The organism is Sphingomonas sp. JC676 (assembly GCF_014489075.1).
Classification (GTDB): domain Bacteria; phylum Pseudomonadota; class Alphaproteobacteria; order Sphingomonadales; family Sphingomonadaceae; genus Sphingomonas.
In genome coordinates this window covers 610,936-630,752 of the sequence record NZ_JACTGR010000002.1, presented here as the reverse complement: position 1 = coordinate 630,752, position 19,817 = coordinate 610,936, and the positions used below count along the sequence as shown (strand labels likewise).

Here is a 19,817-nt window from a genome sequence, read left to right as displayed (position 1 = left end):
ATACTTCAAGAATTATAGAAATATACTGTCCGAGAGGGGGAATGGATCATGCCGGAGGCCACTGCGGTTCGGACAGAACCGCCGACCATGATTGCGCTTCTTGACGCTGAAGCGCTCGTCCTGGCCGAAATAGCAGGTGCATTTGGGCGGATGTTCGCGGGCAATGGAGAGCGCGACGGACAAGTCTCGGCCATCCTCGCCCATGCAGCCGCATCTCGCGCGATCGTGGGCGAGGTGGTGCACGAGCATAAGACCGCTCGAGGCGTTACCGCTGATCGGGCCGCCATCACGGCACTGTTCAAAGTCGTCGACAGCGTGGTTGCGGAGATAGAGCAAACTGCGCAAACGGTGCGCCGTTACAACCTCGCCCTGTTCGATCCCAACGCGCAGCAACTGGCCCACGGCGCCGTGGATGCGGTAGACGCCATCGCAACCGCGCTTCCATTCTTACGCTCGGCGAGCCGCTATCGCGCCAAGATGCGATGCATCGCCATGGAGTTAATCGAATTTCGCGTGTGCGCCGATGATCTAGACGCCACCGGGCTGCACGCGCTGTTCGAGGCATCGGCTGACACGACTGCTTATATCGCGCAGCGCGAGATTCATCGTCATCTCCGGTACCTGGCCGACCGGCTTGACGCCGTCGCCACGATATTAGAGGCGCTCGCTGATTAGCGGCGAACCTGACCGATCGCGGTCGCCGAATGGTCGGTTGCTTCGTCGAACCTGACACCGGCCGCTTTGCGTTCCGAATAGCGCTCGACGAGCTGCGCCGCGTGCGGCCGCAGCAGCACCGTGAACCGCACTAGCTCCTCCATCACGTCGACAATCCGGTCGTAATAGCTCGAAGACCGCATGCGGTCATCCTCATCGAACTCCTTGTACGCCATCGCGACGCTCGACTGGTTGGGGATGGTAAACATCCGCATCCAGCGCCCGAGCAGGCGCAACGTGTTGACGGCATTGAACGATTGCGAGCCGCCGGACACCTGCATGACGGCAAGCGTTCGGCCTTGGGTGGGGCGCATGCCCTTCATTTCCAACGGCAGGTGATCGATCTGCGCCTTCATGATGCCGGTAATTTGGCCGTGACGCTCCGGGCTGCACCAGACCATGCCCTCCGACCAGAAAGCGTGTTCGCGCAGCTCGTGAACGGCCGGATGGTCGTCGCCCTTGATCTGGTCGGGTAGCGGTAAGGTGCTCGGATCGAAGATGCGCGTCTCCGCCCCGAAAAATTGAAGCAGTCGCGCGGCTTCCTCGGTAGCCAAACGCGAAAAGGAGCGTTCGCGCAACGATCCGTAGAGCAACAGAATTCGCGGCGGCGGCTGATCGGCGCCGAGCCCCGTCGCTGGGCGACGATGGGCATGTTGCGGATCGAACGCGGGAAGAAATTCGGGGTCTGTAAGGTCACGAAGCGGCATTGAACTCAATCCAGTGTCTTGACGAGATAGGAGGCGCTGGCCGACAGAGCGAACGGAACTGCTCGGTTGCGGCGATAGTCTCAGGCGCGCTTGCGCGGTCGGTGTCGACATAGCCCAGGGCGCGGAAGAACGGCGTCGCGCCCTCGGTCAGCAGGTGGAGGCGGTCGACGCCGATACGCTTCGCTTCGGCTTCGACTGCGGCAACGAGCGCTGCGCCAAGTCCGACGCCACGACGTTCTGCCGGAACCACGACCGAACGCAGCAGGCGCTCGGTGCCCGTACCTTCGAGCCCCGCGAAGGCGGCGGCCCCCCGATCGCCGAAGCGAAAGAAGATACGATCGGGTTCACTGAGATCGTCGGTAGGCAGATTGGCCGCGCTCAGTGCCGCGCGCAGATCGTGAAGTTCGTCCGGCGCAAGCCGGCTGATCGCGACAAGGCTCACGCGACCGCGCCGCGCTCGTACCAGCCGCGCGTCCGCTTCACGATCGACACCACCGACAGCATCACCGGCACCTCGACGAGCACGCCAACCACGGTCGCAAGCGCGGCACCCGAGTTCAAACCGAACAGCGAGATCGCCGCTGCCACCGCCAGCTCGAAGAAGTTCGATGCGCCGATGAGCGCGGCCGGCGCCGCGACGCACCAGGCAACACCGAAGCGCTTGCTCAGCCAATAGGCGAGCCCGGCATTGAAATAGACTTGGATTAGGATCGGCACCGCGAGCAGCACGATCACTAGCGGCTTCGACAGGATTTGCTCGCCTTGGAAGCCGAACAGCAGAACCAATGTCGCGAGCAGCGCCGACAGCGAGATCGGGCCCAGCGCCTTGAGCAGCCGGTCGAGCGCTGCCGGTCCGCCGGTTGCCAGCATAGCGCGGCGGAGGATCTGTGCGGCGATCACTGGCAGCAAGATGTAGAGGACGACAGAGATCAGCAGCGTGTCCCAGGGCACGGTGATCGAGGCGACGCCGAGCAGCAAGCCGACCAGCGGCGCGAACGCGAAAACCATGATTACGTCGTTCAGCGCGACCTGGCTTAGCGTGTAGGTGGGCTCGCCGTCGCAGAGGTTAGACCAAACGAACACCATCGCGGTGCAAGGTGCCGCGGCGAGCAGGATCAACCCTGCGATATAGTCGGACGGCAGGCCGGGCAGCAGCGGCGCGAACAACCAGCCGATGAAGAAGGTGCCGAGCAGCGCCATCGAGAAAGGCTTGACTGCCCAGTTGATGAACAGGGTGACGCCGATGCCCTTCCAATGCTGCCTCACCGAGCCCAGCGAACCGAAGTCGATCTTGAGCAGCATTGGCACGATCATCAGCCAGATCAGCACCGCGACGACGAGGTTGACCCGCGCGACCTCGGCCGAGGCGATAGTCGCGAAAAGGCCGGGCAGCCACGAACCGAGCGCGATCCCTGCGACGATGCAGAGCCCGACCCAGAGCGTCAGATAGCGTTCGAAAAAGCCGATGCCGGGTCGGGACTGAACGTCGGCGGGCACCGTGGCCGCAAGAGCGTCGCTCATGCCGGAATCCGATTGCCTGCAGCGTCGACCACCTGCTCACCGTCTTCCTTGGCGAACGCGCCCTGTTGCGGTGACGGCAGGAGGTCAAGCACCGCCTCGGATGGACGGCACAACCGCACGCCGAGCGGGCTCGCCACCAGCGGGCGGTTGATCAGGATCGGATGCGCCATCATCGCATCGATCAACGCTTCGTCGGCGAGGGTCTCGTCGCCAAGGCCGAGTTCCGCATAGGGCGTGCCCTTTTCGCGCAACAGCGCGCGCGGGGTCAGTCCGGCGCGGACGATCAGTTGTTCGAGCAACGCGCGTGCCGGCGGCGTCTTCAGATACTCGATCACGTGCGGTTCGAGCCCGGCGTTGCGGATCATCCCCAGCGTGTTGCGCGACGTGCCGCAGTCGGGATTGTGGTAGATGATGATATCAATCGGCATCGATACTCGCCTCAGTGGTTGCGCCTTCTTCACGGCCGATCTCGCGCAGCTTGCTCTTGAGCGCCATGCGGTCATGGCTCTCATGCGGCAGCGCGAGAAACAGCGAAATCCGGTTGCTCAGATAGCGCAGCGCCGCTTTGAACGCTTCGCGCTGGCCTTCGCCCTCTACCGCGGCGGGATCGTCGATCCCCCAGTGCGCCGAAACCGGGCGACCTGGCCATATCGGGCACGTCTCACCGGCGGCATTGTCGCAGACGGTGAAGATGAAATCGAGCTGAGGGGCGTCCGGGCCGGTGAATTCGTCCCAGCTTTTCGAGCGCAGCCCCTCGACGGGATAGTGCAACGACGAGAGCAGTTCGAGCGTCATCGGATGGACCTCGCCCTTGGGAAAGCTGCCCGCCGAGAACGCTCGAAATCGCCCGGCGCCAAGCTTGTTCATCGCCGCTTCCGCGAGGATCGACCGAGCTGAATTTCCTGTGCATAGGAAGAGTACATTGTAGATGCGGTCGCTCATGCCCGGTTCTCCCGTTCGATCTCGACGATTGCGCATAAACGCGCCGATGGGGCGGCGGCGCTGATCAATTCCATGCTTCGCCTGTAGCGGAAGTATCGAACCGAACAAGCGTCCAGGTGCTTCGCCGCCGCCGCGATAGCTCTAGTCGCGCTTCCTGATCTCGAACTGGCCGGAGCTCCCGGCTGCGAACGTTTGCCGGCACATCTTTTTCTCGCGCGCGGGCAGCGTGCATCGATAGAGCGGGCTCTTGAGCAAGATTGTGATCGGCTTGTCCGGCGCGGACCGGTAGGTGCAAATGCCCGCCCTTGGCTCGCTCAGGTGCAGGCGGTCGCGATCGCCCTTGCGTGCCTCGCTCGTTACGGTCTTCCCTTTGGCATCCTGCCACTCGCAGCGCACCGCCCAATCGCCCTTCGCCGATACGCGGATCTGCAGCACCTCGTTAGGCGGTTCCCATTGTCCGTACGCAGGAGCGGCGGCAAGCAACATGAGTAGCGGCGAAACGCTCAGCCATTTCATTGGAAATCCTCCCGGTTTGGCACCGAGCCATCGCGACTCGATTCCATAATTCCACGATAGCAGAAATATGGGTGCAGCCAAACTATTCGGGCATGGCAACGACCTGCGTACCGAATGGAGTTTGCACGCCGCTCTGGCTACGCCCGGTCCTTCTCGTCGGCTTGCTGTTCGGAGCGTGTTGCGGCCGAAGGCCGGCGATTGCTGTGTTTTCTGTTCCTATGACACAGTGCCATGCTGGCCGATTCAACTCGCCGGATGCCGCTGCTACACCCAGCGGCCAAGGACCAGGCGCGCCGCCGGTACATTAATACGCCCGTTGCCTCTATCAGGGGATTGCCGGCCCAATGAAACGGCCGCTTTCGGGAAACGACGAATTTCTGTCCAACGGCAGCTATTGGGGCGCGAAGCTGCCGTGCGAGGTCGAGATGCATGAGCGGCCGCTTCTGGGGACCGGGGAGGGCGGTCTGAATGGCCCCTTGCAGGTCGATCCCGGCCTCTCAGGCGGGCTGACGAGTCGCAGCAAACTACCCATGGAAAAACTTGCCAGTCCGCTGATAACCCATTTCGGTCAGCAACTCCCCTAGCTTGCCACCTTACGCATCCGTGTTACAGAGCAGGGGAGACACTGGCGATCGACGGTGCCTAAGCCATTGAATGGCTTGGTTGGAAAATGTTGGTACAGGCTCCTGCCGCCCCAGCCAACATTTCCACAAGTTATTGAAATTGTTACGTAAAATGTGTAGTTATTTTCGATGATTGAGTGAAATTTCATCGAGCTTGTCGATTGGCCGCTCGCGCATCAAGTTGGGCGATCGATCAGTTGAGAATGGTCAGCGGCTGTCCCGGTCAGCCAGAGTCTCGGTACACCGTGCGCACAGCCCTGCAAATTCAACGAAATATCGTGGGTCCGTTAGCCCCGCCGCCGCCGCGAGGTTTCCGAGTTCGTTGAATGCCTCGGCGCAATGAATTTCAGTCAGTTCCCCGCATTCGCGACACCATAGCACCGCGACCAGCTTTTCACTGACCGGCGCATAGCCCCCGGCGACAAGGATCTTCCGCACAACTTCGCGATCGATCAATCGCCGGATCGCACGAAAAATCATGCTGAGCGGAACCGCATTCCCCTCGTAGCGCAGCCTCTCCGCCAGCTCGCGTCCGCTCAACGGGCGGCGCTCATCCCGCAGGATCTGCAGGATCGCGTCCTGCAAATAGTGCGGTCGCCGCTTCGCCTTAGCCATGCCGGTGCCGGCGATGGCGCAGTCGCCAGTTCCACAGATGGGCGAAAACCAGGCACGCACTGCCGGCTATCGTCGCGGGGGTCTCCATGGGGCTGCCAAGCAGTAGCAACGCGCCGACCGCCAGCAACGCGAGTCCGATACCGCCCACGATCAAGGGCAACCGCTCGCGATGCCCCCGATGGCCGAGCAGCAGCGCAGCGCCAGAGGTTGGAAGCGCAAAGCCCAGCACCCCGACGTGGAAGCTCTCCGGCAAGGCGATCAGCCTGGAAAGCGCAGGCAGTGCCGCCAGCAGCAGCGGAAGCCCGATGCAGTGGATCAGGCACAGCATCGAGGCACCGACCGCCGCCCGTTCGAACCAGTCGGTGACGGGGGCGCCGGCGGCCTGTTGTCCGCAGGTCATGACATTTCTCCAGATGCCGCGCCGCTACGGGAGGACCCGCAGCGGCGCGGCATTGCTCAGAAGGTCGCCGCCCGAAGCACGAAGCGGACGGTCCGCCCCGGCATCACGACATCTTCCTTGTTGAATGCCGAGGCGTTGCGGATGACATCGTCGGTCAAATTCTGCCCGACCACCGCCAGTTCGATCCCCGGATGGTCCTTGAACGGACGCACGGCGATATTGGCGCTGAGCGCTTCATACCCGTCCGTCTCGGTGTCGAAATCGCCGAACTTGTCCTGCTTGCCGACATGCATCAGCAGGAAACCCGCGTCGAAGCGAGGGCTCGTCCAGTTGAGGCCACCGCCGATCCGGTAAGGCGGGATCCGGGGCACGTTGCTGCCATCGTCGAGCTTCGCCCGGGTGTAGTCGCCGAGCGCCTTCACCTCGAGACCGCCGGCCGTGGTCTTCAACAGCCGATAATGTGCCGCGGCTTCCAGCCCCCAGAAGCGCGCGCCCTGCTGGCCATAGTTAAGCTCTTTCAGCTCCTCGCTATCGCCGGCGACGCAGACCCCGTCGTCGTCGCAGGTGCGGCCGGTGAGCTGGCCGAAAATATAGTTGTGGAACCAGGTGGCGTAGACGCTGCCTTCGAAGCGGAACGGTCCCGAATTCACCCGCAGCGTGCCCTCGAGCGAATTGGCGCGCTCGACCTTGAGCATCGGATCGCCGGTCTCGAAGGTCTGCGGGCCGTCATGCCCCCCGCGCGCGAACAGCTCGGTGATCGCTGGCGCGCGACCGGTGCTCGAGAAGGTCGCGCCCAGCTTGACGCCCGGGCTGAGGTCGAGCAGCGCGCCGATCGCGCCGCTCACGGGCGTGAAATCGCGCCGCGTGAAGACGTCGGATGCAGGCGTTCCCTCGACATGGACGCGTTCGACGCGGCCGCTGGCCTGGAGGTGAAGCGCGGTGCCGATCGGCACCTCGGTGAACAGATAGGCCGCCTCGCTCTGCGACGTGGCCGGCTGGAGATAGGCGCTGTCCTCGCCGATCGCAGAGAAGTCGCGGTGGCCGACCTGGATGCCTAGCGCCGTCTTGGAGAAGAAGCCGATCGGCCCGAGCAGCAGCTCGGCATGGCTGTCGAACTCCTTGTTCTTGAAGGTCGTGTTGATCGAGCCGTCGGGGTTCTTCTCGTCATGGCTATAGTCGCCATAGCTGCCGTCGATCGACAGCGACTGGAGCGTTCCGTCGCCGAGGGCGAATAGCGAGCGGCCGATCACCTTGGTCTGGCGCATGTCGATCCAGGCGGTGTCGGCCGGAATCCCGTACTGGGCGGCATAGTGGATCACCGTGGCGCCGACATGGCTGCCACTGTCGGGGCCGAAGAAATAGGAGCCGCCGAGCGCGCCACCCCAACCGCGGAGGAACGAATTCGACTGGGTGCCGAGCGGCGTGTCGTAATCACCGGCATGGCGATAGAAGCCATCGGCATGCAGCGCGAGATCGCCGACCTTGGCGTCGGCGAGTGCCGAGCCCTGCCAGGTATCGGCATTGGTGGCGTAGCTGCCGCTCGCTTCGCCCGAAAAGTCTCGCGTGGGCAGATCGGTGGGCACGCGATTGTTGATCACATTGACCACGCCGCCGATCGCCTGGCTGCCATAGCGCAGTGTCGCGGCCCCGCGCACGACCTCGATGCGCTGTGCGGACAGCGGATCGATCGGCACGCCGTGGTCCGGGCCTATGTCCGAGACGTCGGATGCGCTGCTGCCGTCCTCGAGCATGCGCACCCGCGTCGCATCCATACCGCGGATGATCGGGCGGTTGGCGCCGGAGGCGAAGCCAGTGCCGGCGATGCCCGGCACCTCGTTCAACGCGTCGGCGATGTTGCCACCGCCCGTCTTGACGATCTGGTCGCGATCGACCGTGGCGACGATCGTCGCTGTCTCGGAACCGAGTGGCGATCCGCTGACGACAATCTCGTTGCTGCGGGATTGATCGGGGGAATCGGGTTCGACCTTGTCAGGCCCGGCGGCGGGCGTCTCGGTCGGGGTGGTAGTTGGGCCGTCGGCAGCAGCAGCGGCATGGGGCAGCAGCGCTGCGGTCGCAGCGCCCAGCAGGAACAGATATCGCATGAATGAAACTCCAGAACCTTGGCGGCGAACTCCCTCCCAGGAATCCGTCGAGGTGCGGCGAGGCGATGGACCCGCCCTCGCTCGCGATTGTGATCTTCAGGCTTGGAGTTGGTGCGGCGGCGCTCGGCTTTGCCAGGCATGCGAACGCTGGCGAGGCGCAATCGTTAGCGAAGGACTGACGATGTACCAGGCGATGACGGACTGGGGCAGGTGGAACGCGGGCAGACTCGGCACCAAATAGCTGCCGGCATGGGCGATCTCCTGACAGATCGGACAAGGAGTCGGTGCATCAGGTGCCGATTGCCCGCCTTCGAGTTGCGCCGGCCTAGCGACCTTGCCGGCCTGCCCCGTCGCGCACCCATCCGGGCACGCATGCACGTGCGTCTGAACGATGAAGCTCTGCCAAGTAAGGGCCAGCAGCGCGACGAACAGCGTTGAGAGCCATAGCGCGCGTAAGCGCTTGCCGGGCAAGCGCGGGCGAGCGTGAGCGCGCCGAGCCTCGGCCCGTACTCGCATTGCTCGTCGCTTCTCGCTCACTCTCGCGCTTCCAACCAACCAGTAACGCGGCGATTCAAAACCGCAGAGCTGAATTGATATGTTGTATTATTACATTGGTCAACTCGCTGACGCAGAGTTTGTCGTCCGGAGCGCTCGCGGGGGTTGCTCGGCATCGGATCATCCAACCTCGGACACCGGAGTTCGGTCCGATGGGAAAAGTCGGGCACGTGCGTCTAACTCGCCGCAGAGTCCTCCAAGAAGGGAGCGCCGGCCGAGGCCATTTACCTACTCGCATTCCGAGAGACCGGAACAATCGAGCAGGAGAAGGAAGATGGCGGTCGCACCCAACGGCAATAAGCAAGAGAAGCCTCTGCCCGCACCCGACAGCGATTTCTACCAGCTCGTCGACGTCCTTACTGCCGACGAACTGGCCGTGGTCAAGAAAGTGCGGGCGTATATGGACACCAAGGTCCAGCCCATCATCAACAAATATTGGTCCGAGGACGCGTTTCCGTTCGAGCTGCTGCCTTCGTTCAAGGAATTGGGGCTCGGTGGTCTCGGCTATGAGGGCTATGAATGCGCCGGCGGAAGCCAGAAGCAGTTCGGCTTCATCGCGATGGAGCTGGCGCGGGTCGACGCTTCGTTCTGCACTTTCTTCGGCGTGCACAGCGGCCTGGCGATGGGCTCGATCTACCTCGACGGATCGGAGGAGCAGAAGCAGAAATGGCTGCCGCCGATGGCGCGCTGGGAAAAGATCGGCTGCTTCGGCCTTACCGAACCTTTGGTCGGCTCGGGCACCAGCGGCGGCCTGACCACCACCGCCAAGCGCGAAGGCGACACTTGGATCCTCAACGGGCAGAAGCGCTGGATCGGCAATGCGACCTGGTGCGATGTCTCGATCATCTGGGCGCGCGACCTCGACGATAATCAGGTCAAGGGCTTCATCGTTGAAAACAAGACGACGCCCGGGTTCAGCGTCGAGAAGATCGAGCACAAGATCGCGCTCAAGGTCGTCCAGAACGGCGTCATCACGCTGAATGACGTTCGCGTGTCGGAAGAGAACCGCCTGCAGGGCGGCAATTCGTTCCGCGACACCGCGCGGGTGCTGCGGATGACGCGGTACATGGTCGGCTGGGCTTCGACTGGCATCCAGATGGGCGCGTATGAGGCGACGCTGAAATACACCCAGGAGCGTCTGCAGTTCGGCAAGCCGATCGCTTCGTTCCAGATGGTGCAGAATCTGCTCGCCCAGATGCTCGCCAACGTGACCGCGTGCCAGTGCCTGATGGTGCGGCTGGCGCAGATGGATGACGACGGCAAGCTGGGCGATCAGCACGCCGCATTGGCGAAGGCTTTCTGCACATCGAAATCCCGCGAGACCGTAGCCTGGGGCCGCGAACTGCTCGGCGGCAACGGCATCGTCGCCGATTACAATCTCGCGCGCTTCTTCAACGATGCCGAAGCGCTCTACTCATACGAAGGCACCTATCAGATGCAGAATCTGATCGTCGGCAAAGCCGTCACCGGGATCGGCGCATTCGTGTGAGCAAAGGCGAGCCAGGGGTTCCCTTCCTCTAGCCCCTGGCTCGCCCCTTTTCTGGACAGGAGATTCGACATGGCTTCGGAAACGGCGGGCCTGACGCTCGCCAACATCCTCTATGAGAAAAAGGGTGCCATTGCCTATGTCACGGTCAATCGCCCGAAGGTCCTCAACGCCCTGAACACGCCGACCTGGTCGGACTTGCGCAAGGCCTTTGAAGACGCGCGAGAGGACGCGGCGGTGCGCGGCGTCATCCTGACCGGCGCCGGCGACAAGGCCTTCATCGCGGGCGCCGACATCAGCGAGCTGGCGCAAGCAGCAGCGTTTGACGCGCAGCAATCCAGCCGTTTCGGACAGCAGGTCCTCGATCTCATCGAAAATCTCGGCAAGCCCGTCGTTGCCGCGGTGAATGGCTTTGCGCTGGGTGGCGGCTGCGAGACCGCGATGGCCTGCACGATCAGGCTCGCGGTGGATTCGGCCCGGTTCGGCCAGCCGGAAGTCGCGCTCGGCCTTCTTCCCGGAGGCGGTGGAACGCAACGTCTCCCGCGGCTGGTGGGCAAGGCGCGCGCGCTTCAGCTCATCCTGTCCGGCGAAATGATCGGCGCGCAGGAAGCGTACCGCATCGGCCTGGTCAACGAGATCGTCCCGGCGGCCGAGCTGATCAGCCGCGCCGAGGCGATCCTGCACAAGATCGCCTCGAACAGTCCTATCGCGGTCAAGTTCTCGCTCGAAGCGGTGAACAGGGGGATGGAGACCAGCCAAGGCGAAGGCCTGCTGCTCGAAGCCTCCTATTTCGGCCTCTGCGCTGCAACCGAAGACAAGAAGGAGGGCACGACTGCCTTCCTCGAAAAGCGCGCGGCCCAGTTCCGCGGACGCTGAAGACCCCCCGTAACCCAGAAAGGCCAGACCATGGCAAACGACAACATTTTTTCCGGACTTAAGGTGGTGGATCTCGCGAGCTTCATCGCCGGGCCGGGCGCCGCGGTGATCCTGTCCGATTTCGGCGCCGAGGTGATCAAGGTCGAGCCGCCAACGGGCGACACCTGGCGCATCGGCTACAAGATTCCGCCGCAGCCGCGCGCGAAGGACAATTACCCCTGGCACCTCAACAACCGGAACAAGCGTGGCCTGGCGCTCGACCTGAAATCGCCGGAGGCGAAGGAGGTCGTGCGGCGCCTGGTCGAGTGGGCGGACGTTCTCATCGTCAACACCCCGCATCCCGCCCGCGAAAAGCTGAAGCTGGGCTATGACGATGTCGCGCAGTGGAACCCGCGGCTGATCTATGCGGACGTCACGGGCTATGGCGACAACGGGCCAGACGCCCAGCTGCCCGGCTTCGACATTACGGCATATTGGGCCCGCAGTGGTCTGCTCTCGCTGACGCGCGACGCGGGTGCCCCGCCGACGCTGCCCGTGGCCGGCAGCGGCGACCATGGAACCGCGGTGAGCCTCTATTCGGCAATCGTCACCGCGCTCTATCGGCGTGAACGTACCGGCAAGGGTTCGTACGTCACGACCTCCTTGCTGGCGTCCGGCGTCTGGGCCTGTGCGGTCTCGGTGCAGGCGGCGCTTTGCGATGCCAGCTTCTATCCGCTGCACGACCGGGCGAGCCCGCCGAACGCGACGTTCAACGTCTACCGGGCGGCTGACGATTCATGGTTCGTGATCGTCCTGACCCCCGACAAATGGCCGGCGCTGGCCAACGGAATCGGCCGCCCGGATCTCCTGACCGATGACCGGTTCGCCGACGGTGCCAAGCAGGCCGTGAATTCAGCGGCGCTCACGGCGATCCTGGATCAGGCCTTTGCCGCGCAGCCGATGGCGCATTGGCACGAAATCTTCGAGCAGGCCCATCTCACCTTCGGCGTGGTGCAGGCGCCCGGTGACGTGATCAAGGACCCGCAGCTCAAGGCGAACGACATCGTGGTGCCGCTCGATGGCGCCGGCGGGAATATCGAGTTTACGATCGGCAGCCCGCTCCAGATCCATGGCGTGGCCAAGGTTCCGGCCAAGCGCGCGCCCGGGCTCGGCGAGCACAGCGAAGAAATCCTCACGCAGCTTGGCTTCAGCACGCCGGAGATCGCTGGCCTGCAGGCCAGCGGCACCGTTCCGAAGGCAGCGCAACGCGCCGCATAGGGGCGGGGTGCCTCAACCACTCCCGAGCTCGGTATTTGTCAGGCCGACGGAGAATGAAGACGATGGACGAGATAGTCACCGAACGTTTCGAAGGCATACTTCGCGTTCAATTGAACCGCCCGGAAAAGCTCAACGCGATGACGTCGGGCATGTATATCGGGCTCGCGGAAATCATCGATGGCGCGGCCAGGGACGAAAGCATCCGAGTGGTGCTCTGGCACGGCGCGGGAGACGCTTTCAGCGCCGGCAACGACATCGAGGATTTCCTGGAGAATCCCCCCGGCGCGGGAGAATCTCCGCAGTCCAAGCTCATGAATGCGCTGGTCGATTTCGACAAGCCGCTGGTCGCAGCCGTGCACGGTGCCGCGATCGGCGGCGGAACCACCATGCTGCTGCATTGCGACTTCGTCTATGCGGGCGAGAGCACCAAGTTCCAGATGCCCTTCATCAACCTTGCCGTGGTTCCGGAGTTCGGATCGAGCGGCATTCTTCCCCACACCATCGGGCACATTCATGCAGCGGAACTGATCCTGCTGGGGTCGGCGTTCAATGCCAGCCGCGCCGCGGAATTGGGATTGGTGACGAAGGTCGTGTCCGATCAGGAGCTGCTGGCGACAGCGACCGAGACGGCGCGGCATCTGGCGGCGAAACCGTCCGGTGCGCTGCAAGCTTCCAAGCGACTTCTGAAGCGCTCCTTCCGCGAACTCACCAAGGCGGCGATGGCTGCCGAGAACGAAGTCTTCAGCGTCCAGGTCCGCTCCGACGAGGCGAAGGCGGCGCTGGCAGCTTTCATCGCAAAACATTCCCCTGCCGCAGGCGGGGCCAGCAAATCAGCGACCGCCGCGTAGCGCGGCCACGGACGAACCGATCACCGGGATGCCGGAAAGCCGTTCGGCATCAAGGCCTGATACCTGAAAGGAAATAGTTATGACTGACGCTTTGGCGACGAAGTCGAAACCAGCATCGAGCGGTGTCGGAGGCCGATTGTTCGTTCTCGAGCTGAGTGGCGACCGCATCCATTCGATGAATCCGGACGGTACCGATCGGAAGGTCATCGTCACCGACTGCCACCTTCCCGATGGCATCGCGGTCGATGTCGAGGCCGGCCATATCTACTGGACCAATATGGGAATCCCCTATCTCGACGATGGCTCCATCGAGCGCGCCGACGTCGATGGAAGCAATCGCAAGGTCATCGTTCCCCAGGGCGTCACCCACACGCCAAAACAGCTCCACCTCGAGAAGGCGAGCGGCAAGCTCTACTGGTGCGACCGTGAGGGCATGCGCGTGATGCGCGCAAATCTCGACGGCTCGAACGTCGAGACGCTGGTCAAGACGGGCGAAGGCGAGGACGACAGTCGCGACGCCACGAAGTGGTGCGTCGGGATCACGGTCGATCCCGAGCGCCGGCAAATCTACTGGACGCAGAAGGGGGCGGACAATTCCGGCCTTGGACGCATCTTCCGCGCGGGACTGGACATACCCGAGGGCGAGGACGCCGCCAGCCGGACGGACATCGAGACCTGGTTCGACGACCTGCCTGAGCCGATCGATCTCGAACTCGATCTCGAAAGCCGCCTTCTCTACTGGACGGATCGCGGCAACCCCCCGCAGGGCAACACGGTCAATCGCGCGTCGATCGATGCGCCGTCCGCAAATGGACGCGCGCCCGAGCTTCTCGTCGGCGACCTGATGGAGGGCATCGGCGTCGCGCTCGACGTCTCCGGTAACCGGATGTTCGCCACCGACCTCGGTGGCTCGCTCTATACCGCAAAGCTCGACGGCTCCGAGACGCGTACGCTTCTCTTCGCCCAGGGCAATCTGTCCGGCGTAGCCTACGCCGAATTCCCTTCACAGGAGAAGTAATCATGGCCGGAAACAAACCGATCTCTCGGGTCGCCATTATCGGTACGGGTGTCATCGGCGCGAGCTGGGCGGCGCAGTTCCTGGCAAAGGGCCTCGACGTCGTGGCGACCGATATCGCCCCTGATGCGGAAGAGGCGCTGCGACGCTTTGTCGACGCTGCCTGGCCGGCGCTCGAAAGGCTGGGCCTCGCCGCCGATGCCTCTCGCCTGCGGCTGAGCTTCACCGCTGACCTGGCGGAAGCCGTGATGGGTGCCGATCTGGTCCAGGAGAACGGACCCGAGCGGATCGATTTCAAGAAGAAGCTCTACGGTCAGCTCGACGCATTGCTGCCGCCCGACGTGATCATCGCCTCGAGCTCGTCCGGCCTCACGATGAGCGAGATCCAGTCGGGTTGCCCGTTCCATCCGGAGCGCTGCGTGATCGCGCATCCGTTCAATCCGCCGCACCTGGTCCCGCTGGTCGAGATCGTCGGCGGCGCGAAGACGTCCGAGGAGACGATCCAGCGCGCCGCTGAATTCTACACCGGATTGGGCAAGCAGACCGTCCGCCTGCACAAGGAGGTGCCGGGGCACGTCGCCAACCGGCTGCAAGCCGCACTGGCCCGCGAGGTATATTATCTGGTGGAGCAGGGCGTCGTCAGCGTCGCCGACGTCGATACGGCGGTCTGCTGGGGCCCCGGACTCCGCTGGGGGATCATGGGCCAGGTCCTGCTCAACCATCTCGGCGGCGGCCAAGGCGGCATGGAGCATTTCCTGGCGCAGTTTACCGGCCCGTTGACGGCGTGGTGGAAGACCCTGGGTTCGCCGGAACTGACCCCCGAACTCCAGCAGAAGCTCATCGAAGGCGTTCATGCCGAGGTGGGTTCGCGCTCGATCGACGATCTGGCCGCGGAGCGGGACGAGGTCCTGCTCGGGCTACTCGAATTGCGCGCGAAAGCTGCCAAAGCTAAGGCGTAGTCGATACGGGATGAGCATGCCGCCGGGAAGTGAAGCCCGGATTGCAGCCCGGCAAAAGGGGCTGCGCTCCGGCTTGGGACCGGCGGCACCTTGTATCGGCGGCGGGTCGCGGTCGGCGATCAACAGCTCCTGAGGATTGATACCATGACCGGGAAGTTCATGCAGGGCGCCAAGTCCGCATATGAATATCCGCTTCTGATAAAGCAGCTGTGGCATACGCCGCTCGCGCAGGCGCCCGATCAGCAGATCGTCTATCGCGACCTGAAGCGCTTCACCTATCGCCAGTTGCGCGAGCGCGTGGGGCGGCTCGCATCCGCCCTCGCCACGCTCGGCGTCGGCCCCGGCGATACCGTCGGCGTGCTCGACTGGGACAGCAACCGGTTCCTCGAGGCCTATTTCGCCGTGCCGATGATGGGGGCCGTCCTGCAGACGGTGAACGTCCGTCTGACCCCGGAACAGGTCGCCTATACGATCAACCACGCCGGCGCGTCGGTGCTGCTCGTCAACGACGACTTCGTACCGATGCTGGAAGGCATCAGGAGCCAATTGCCCAATGTGAAGCTGCTGGTCCTGATGTCGGACCGCGCGGCGTTCCAAATTGGCGGACTGACGTTCGCGGGCGAATATGAGGACCTGCTGCTCTGCGCTTCGCCCGACTACAGCTTCCCCGAATTCGACGAGAATGCGGTTGCGACCACCTTCTACACGACCGGGACCACCGGCCTTCCGAAGGGAGTCTATTTCAGCCACCGACAACTGGTTCTGCACACGCTTGCGGGAATGGCTTTTTTCGGGGCTGCGGCGAAACAGGGGCGGTTTTGCCGCGACGACGTCTACATGCCGATGACCCCGATGTTCCATGCGCATGCCTGGGGAATGCCGTGGACCGCGACGCTGTCCGGGGTGAAACAGGTATATCCGGGTCGCTACGATCCCGCCTTGCTTCTCAAGCTGATCAAGACCGAAGGGGTGACCTTCACGCATGGCGTTCCGACGCTCCTGCAAATGCTGCTTGGCGCTGCGACTGCTGCAAACACCGATCTGGCGGGCCTGAAGATGGTGATCGGCGGTTCGGAACTGCCGCACGCGCTGGTCAAGCAAGCGCTCGAGCTGGGTGCTGACGTCTTCGCCGGATACGGAATGTCGGAGACCGCTCCGCTGCTTTCTGTCGCGCAAGTGAAATCCGCTGATCTTGGGGGGGCTACGGAGCGGGAATTGGATATCCGCACTAAAGCCGGAATAGCTGCGCCGCTGGTTGATATCCGCCTGGTCGATGCAGAGCAGAATCCGGTGCCGCAGGATGGAAAGACGCCTGGCGAGATCGTCGTGCGGGCGCCGTGGCTCACGCGGGGCTATGTCGGCAGTCCCGAAGCTTCGGAGCAGTTGTGGACCGGCGGTTACATGCACACCAGCGACGTCGGAATCATCGACCCGGATGGCTCGCTTCGGATCGTCGACCGGATGAAGGAGGTCATCAAGACCGGCGGCGAATGGGTGTCGTCGCTCCAGCTCGAAGACCTTATTTCGCAGTGCGAGGGCGTGTCGGAGGCCGCCGTCATCGGGATCAAGGACGATAAATGGGGCGAGCGACCGCTGGCGCTCGTGGTCCGGGAGCCGCGAACAGGCGACGATCTCAGCGACGCGCTGATAAAGGCGCATCTGAAAGCCTCGGCCGATGCCGGATTGATTTCGAAATTCGGCATCCCGGACCAGATCCTGTTTGTTGAAGTCCTGCCCAAGACGAGCGTCGGGAAGGTCGACAAGAAGAAACTCCGGGAGAAGTACGGCAAACACTAGCTGGTCGCGCATTAGCCGACCGCCTTCTCCAACCTGGTTGACGCGCCGCTCTACAAGGCGGGAGCAGTCGATCGCTCCATTTTCGAGCAGAAGCCCGCAGAAACCCTAGATTTCAGCATGCCCATACAAGCGGCAGCCCCGCACGCTTGGCTAACCTCCCGCGTTGATACCGATAAGTTGCCCGCCCGCGAGGACCTCGAAATGCTGAAAGGTTTTGCAGTTCCGCGCTCGCCCCTTGGGACTGCCGCCTTGATACCGCCGCCGCCCTGGCATTTCGCGGGCGATGTTCTAGCGGTGGAATATTGGGGTGATCCGGATCTGTCGGCGAATGCTCTGCCCCAGGGAATCGCGCCGGATGTCAGGTGCACGGGCCACGCTGTAGCGATCTTTGCCGACTATCAGTTTACCGCTCAGAACGAGGAATATCTCGATCCGGCGCGATACCAGTGTCGCGGGTTTCTCATTCTGCTGGACGCTGAATGGCGAGGCTTGCCCATTGCCTGGTGTCCCTATGCCTTTGTCGACAACGATGCCGCCCTGCTTCGAGGTTGGATCTGCGGCTATCCTGGGAAACTCGCTTCGGTTCAACAAACCCGCACCTTTGCCGCGAACAGCGCCGCTTCGGCGCCTCTCGCGCACAACAGCAGCTTTGCCGCCTGCATCTCCGCACACGGACAACAGCTGGCGCAAGCGCGCGTCACGTTACGAGAAAGATCGGATCGCCTTGTTGGCCTTCTTGATCGCCCGATCGTAACGCGGCGTTATTTTCCGCGTGTTACCGCAGGGGGGTACGAAAGACCCGCTGTAGATGAGCTTGTTCTCTGTATCTCGAAGAACATATCATTCACAAATATCTGGATTGGGGACGGTCAGCTAACATTTCCAGAAGTCTATGGCGAGGAGCTTGATATCTTGGCGCCGATCAAGGTCGGACGTGGAGTTCGCTTCTCATACTCCTATTCGGTCAGCGGATGCAGGGTTTTGTCGGATTTGACTGGCTAGAAGCTGCTGCTCGCTCCACCGAAGTTTTTCTTAGCATATTAGTTTATGATACTAATTTAAATACAAATTTCTCCGATTTCCGCAGAAGAAAACAAGCGGGCGCATGGCAATCAAATCGAGTCGCGGTCGATCGGAATAGGACTGCCGTCGCAACAATTGAACTGCGCTGGAGATAGAAATGCTGAAGGGCTTCACCCTTCCCAGGTCACCATTCGGTCAGGCTGCGATAACGCCGCCGCCGCCCTGGCACTATTCGGGTGATGTAGTGGGCGTCGAATTCCGGGCGGATCCGGATGCGACCGCGACCACGCTGCCGCGGGGCCTTTCCCCCGATCCGAAGTCGAACGGCCGTGCCGTCGTGATTTTCGTGGACTGGCAGTTCACCGCGCAGAACGACGAATATCTTGATCCTGCGCGCTATCAGTATCGCGAAGCGTTCGTGCTGCTGGATGCCATGTATCGCGATACGCCGGTAACCTGGTGCCCCTACGTCTTTGTCGACAACGATGCCGCACTGGCGCGCGGGTGGACGCAGGGCTTTCCCAAGAAGATGGGCAGTATTTTCCAGACGCGCTCCTATCCGGCGGAAAGCCCGGCGGCGGCGCCCGTTGTGCCCGGTGGCCGGTTCGGTGCGAGCCTTTCCGCGCACGGCCAACGCCTGGCGGAGGCCCGCGTCACGTTGCGGAGGCCCGTCGAAGACGGATTGTCATTCCTCCGCCGCCCGGTCGTCTTGCTGCGGTATTTTCCGCGACTCACGACCGGCTACCAGGATGCGCCGGCGGTCAATGAGTTGACGATGTCGATCACCGAAAACCTCACCGTCACGGAGGCGTGGATCGGGGATGGCCAGCTAAATCTTCCGGAAGTGCACGGCGAAGAGCTGCATTTGCTCGCCCCGATCATTGTCGAATCAGGGTTCCGCTATTCCCTTTCCTACTCCGTAACCGACCTCAAAATCCTTGAGGACCATGCGACTTGATGATCGGCAGAAGGGCGTCGCCGGGGCCGGCGGCTACAGGAGCATATGTGCGGCACAAACGGGAAGAAGGCGTGCCCGCCCGGGGAGCTGACGAAATCCCACATCTATATCCATAAGCGCGCCGACGCTCATCTTGCCAGTGGCGAGATGCCCATGATTAACAACTCAGAACGCCTCTTAACAGGCAAAACGGTCCGTTTTGCGCCATCTTCCGTAGCGTCAACTTCCGGCACGAGCTGTTTGGGCGAGGGTTCGATATGGAGACGTTATATACCGAGACTGCGGAGGTTTCACCTCCGGTCGATCTCGAGTTCGGTTTCCTGGCGAGCAAGCTTGCGCTGCTTCTTGAAGCGGCCAAAGGCGAGATCGAACATGATCGGCAGGCGGCAAAGGCCTCGCTGGCAACTGCGGCGTCTATCCTGAACTCCGAGATCGAACGTCGTGCGAGCCCCAAAGGGCCGAAAACGGGAGGGCTGGCCGGTTGGCAGATCGCGCGTGTCCGATCTTTCATCGAAAAGAACCTGCACCGGTCTATCCGTACGACTGAACTCAGCACCGTTGCGCAACGCAGCACGGCGCATTTCTCGCGCTCGTTCAAACTGGCGTTCGGGGAGCCGCCGCACGCGTACATCGTAAGAAGGCGCCTCGAGGAGGCTTGTTACCTTATGCTGACCAGCGCAGCTTCGTTGAGCGAAATCGCGCTGAGCGTAGGGCTGTCCGACCAGGCGCATTTGTGCCGGCTTTTCAGGCAAGCCTTTAGCCAGAGTCCGGCCAGCTGGCGGCGCGAACGCGAGGTCACGCGGTGACGCTGGCATTCTCGTGCGCCGGGCTGACACTCCGGCGTGAATTGCCAGGACATTTCGCGTAGCGCGACAGGCGTGACGGTCCCGATGGCGGTGTCCG

General features: G+C 62.8%; 22 protein-coding genes. 13 read left to right on the top strand and 9 right to left on the bottom strand.

Going from position 1 to position 19,817, the window contains the following annotated elements; genetic code table 11:
- The first annotated feature begins 48 nt into the window (after positions 1 to 48).
- Positions 49 to 675, top strand: coding sequence for a DUF47 domain-containing protein (locus IAG41_RS09740; protein ID WP_187728407.1), 627 nt, complete (start codon positions 49 to 51; stop codon positions 673 to 675).
- Here IAG41_RS09740 and arsH read toward each other — a convergent pair.
- The 6 genes from arsH to IAG41_RS09710 form a co-directional block, all read right to left on the bottom strand.
- Positions 672 to 1,421 carry an arsenical resistance protein ArsH gene (arsH, locus tag IAG41_RS09735; protein WP_187728406.1) on the bottom strand — a complete coding sequence of 250 codons (750 nt, stop codon included), beginning with the start codon at positions 1,419 to 1,421 and terminating at the stop codon, positions 672 to 674. The genes IAG41_RS09740 and arsH overlap by 4 nt on opposite strands.
- On the bottom strand, positions 1,408 to 1,863 hold the full coding sequence (arsN2, locus tag IAG41_RS09730) for an arsenic resistance N-acetyltransferase ArsN2 (protein WP_187728405.1): 456 nt from the start codon (positions 1,861 to 1,863) through the stop codon (positions 1,408 to 1,410). The genes arsH and arsN2 overlap by 14 nt, the downstream gene beginning before the upstream one ends.
- Complete coding sequence (gene arsB, locus IAG41_RS09725) at positions 1,860 to 2,942, bottom strand: ACR3 family arsenite efflux transporter (RefSeq protein ID WP_187728404.1); 1,083 nt, start codon at positions 2,940 to 2,942, stop codon at positions 1,860 to 1,862. Before arsB ends, arsN2 begins: the two co-directional genes overlap by 4 nt.
- On the bottom strand, positions 2,939 to 3,370 hold the full coding sequence (arsC, locus tag IAG41_RS09720) for an arsenate reductase (glutaredoxin) (RefSeq protein WP_187728403.1): 432 nt from the start codon (positions 3,368 to 3,370) through the stop codon (positions 2,939 to 2,941). Before arsC ends, arsB begins: the two co-directional genes overlap by 4 nt.
- Positions 3,360 to 3,884, bottom strand: coding sequence for an arsenate reductase ArsC (locus IAG41_RS09715; RefSeq protein WP_187728402.1), 525 nt, complete (start codon positions 3,882 to 3,884; stop codon positions 3,360 to 3,362). The genes arsC and IAG41_RS09715 overlap by 11 nt, the downstream gene beginning before the upstream one ends.
- A gap of 141 nt (positions 3,885 to 4,025) precedes the next feature.
- The gene (locus tag IAG41_RS09710; RefSeq protein WP_187728401.1) at positions 4,026 to 4,400 is read right to left on the bottom strand and encodes a hypothetical protein; all 375 of its coding nucleotides are present in this window, start codon (positions 4,398 to 4,400) and stop codon (positions 4,026 to 4,028) included.
- 67 nt (positions 4,401 to 4,467) lie between these two features.
- Here IAG41_RS09710 and IAG41_RS23535 point away from each other — a divergent pair, with 67 nt between their 5' ends.
- The gene (locus IAG41_RS23535; RefSeq protein ID WP_410468079.1) at positions 4,468 to 4,833 is read left to right on the top strand and encodes a GDCCVxC domain-containing (seleno)protein; all 366 of its coding nucleotides are present in this window, start codon (positions 4,468 to 4,470) and stop codon (positions 4,831 to 4,833) included.
- On the top strand, positions 4,745 to 4,984 hold the full coding sequence (locus IAG41_RS09705) for a hypothetical protein (RefSeq protein WP_187728400.1): 240 nt from the start codon (positions 4,745 to 4,747) through the stop codon (positions 4,982 to 4,984). Before IAG41_RS23535 ends, IAG41_RS09705 begins: the two co-directional genes overlap by 89 nt.
- 246 nt (positions 4,985 to 5,230) lie before the next feature.
- Here the strand turns inward: IAG41_RS09705 and IAG41_RS09700 are convergent, their stop codons facing one another.
- The 3 genes from IAG41_RS09700 to IAG41_RS09690 are packed head-to-tail and all read right to left on the bottom strand — an operon-like array spanning position 5,231 to position 8,140.
- Positions 5,231 to 5,638 (bottom strand): Fur family transcriptional regulator, encoded by a 408-nt coding sequence (locus IAG41_RS09700; protein WP_187728399.1) that lies wholly within the window; start codon positions 5,636 to 5,638, stop codon positions 5,231 to 5,233.
- Positions 5,631 to 6,038, bottom strand: coding sequence for a MerC domain-containing protein (locus IAG41_RS09695; RefSeq protein ID WP_187728398.1), 408 nt, complete (start codon positions 6,036 to 6,038; stop codon positions 5,631 to 5,633). The genes IAG41_RS09700 and IAG41_RS09695 overlap by 8 nt, the downstream gene beginning before the upstream one ends.
- Positions 6,039 to 6,094: 56 nt before the next feature.
- Entirely contained in the window at positions 6,095 to 8,140 is a 2,046-nt protein-coding gene (locus IAG41_RS09690) for a TonB-dependent receptor (RefSeq protein WP_187728397.1), read from the bottom strand.
- A gap of 829 nt (positions 8,141 to 8,969) precedes the next feature.
- Here IAG41_RS09690 and IAG41_RS09685 point away from each other — a divergent pair.
- From IAG41_RS09685 to IAG41_RS09640, 10 genes are all read left to right on the top strand, one after another.
- Positions 8,970 to 10,184 (top strand): acyl-CoA dehydrogenase family protein, encoded by a 1,215-nt coding sequence (locus IAG41_RS09685; RefSeq protein WP_187728396.1) that lies wholly within the window; start codon positions 8,970 to 8,972, stop codon positions 10,182 to 10,184.
- Positions 10,185 to 10,253: 69 nt separating this feature from the next.
- On the top strand, positions 10,254 to 11,057 hold the full coding sequence (locus tag IAG41_RS09680; protein WP_187728395.1) for an enoyl-CoA hydratase-related protein: 804 nt from the start codon (positions 10,254 to 10,256) through the stop codon (positions 11,055 to 11,057).
- A gap of 30 nt (positions 11,058 to 11,087) precedes the next feature.
- Positions 11,088 to 12,314: a CaiB/BaiF CoA transferase family protein gene (locus IAG41_RS09675; RefSeq protein WP_187728394.1), complete on the top strand. Its 1,227-nt coding sequence runs from the start codon at positions 11,088 to 11,090 to the stop codon at positions 12,312 to 12,314.
- A gap of 53 nt (positions 12,315 to 12,367) precedes the next feature.
- On the top strand, positions 12,368 to 13,162 hold the full coding sequence (locus IAG41_RS09670; RefSeq protein ID WP_222950606.1) for an enoyl-CoA hydratase-related protein: 795 nt from the start codon (positions 12,368 to 12,370) through the stop codon (positions 13,160 to 13,162).
- Between the two features lie 79 nt (positions 13,163 to 13,241).
- The gene (locus tag IAG41_RS09665; RefSeq protein ID WP_187728393.1) at positions 13,242 to 14,180 is read left to right on the top strand and encodes a 3-hydroxyacyl-CoA dehydrogenase; all 939 of its coding nucleotides are present in this window, start codon (positions 13,242 to 13,244) and stop codon (positions 14,178 to 14,180) included.
- Between the two features lie 2 nt (positions 14,181 to 14,182).
- The gene (locus IAG41_RS09660) at positions 14,183 to 15,136 is read left to right on the top strand and encodes a 3-hydroxyacyl-CoA dehydrogenase NAD-binding domain-containing protein (RefSeq protein WP_187728392.1); all 954 of its coding nucleotides are present in this window, start codon (positions 14,183 to 14,185) and stop codon (positions 15,134 to 15,136) included.
- A 144-nt stretch (positions 15,137 to 15,280) separates the two neighbouring features.
- A complete protein-coding gene (locus IAG41_RS09655; protein ID WP_187728391.1) occupies positions 15,281 to 16,933 on the top strand; it encodes a fatty acid--CoA ligase in 1,653 nt (550 codons plus the stop codon).
- 201 nt (positions 16,934 to 17,134) lie between these two features.
- Positions 17,135 to 17,935, top strand: coding sequence for an acetoacetate decarboxylase family protein (locus IAG41_RS09650; protein WP_187728390.1), 801 nt, complete (start codon positions 17,135 to 17,137; stop codon positions 17,933 to 17,935).
- Between the two features lie 178 nt (positions 17,936 to 18,113).
- On the top strand, positions 18,114 to 18,914 hold the full coding sequence (locus tag IAG41_RS09645; protein ID WP_187728389.1) for an acetoacetate decarboxylase family protein: 801 nt from the start codon (positions 18,114 to 18,116) through the stop codon (positions 18,912 to 18,914).
- 257 nt (positions 18,915 to 19,171) lie between these two features.
- The gene (locus tag IAG41_RS09640) at positions 19,172 to 19,720 is read left to right on the top strand and encodes a helix-turn-helix domain-containing protein (protein WP_187728388.1); all 549 of its coding nucleotides are present in this window, start codon (positions 19,172 to 19,174) and stop codon (positions 19,718 to 19,720) included.
- Positions 19,721 to 19,817: the final 97 nt, after the last annotated feature.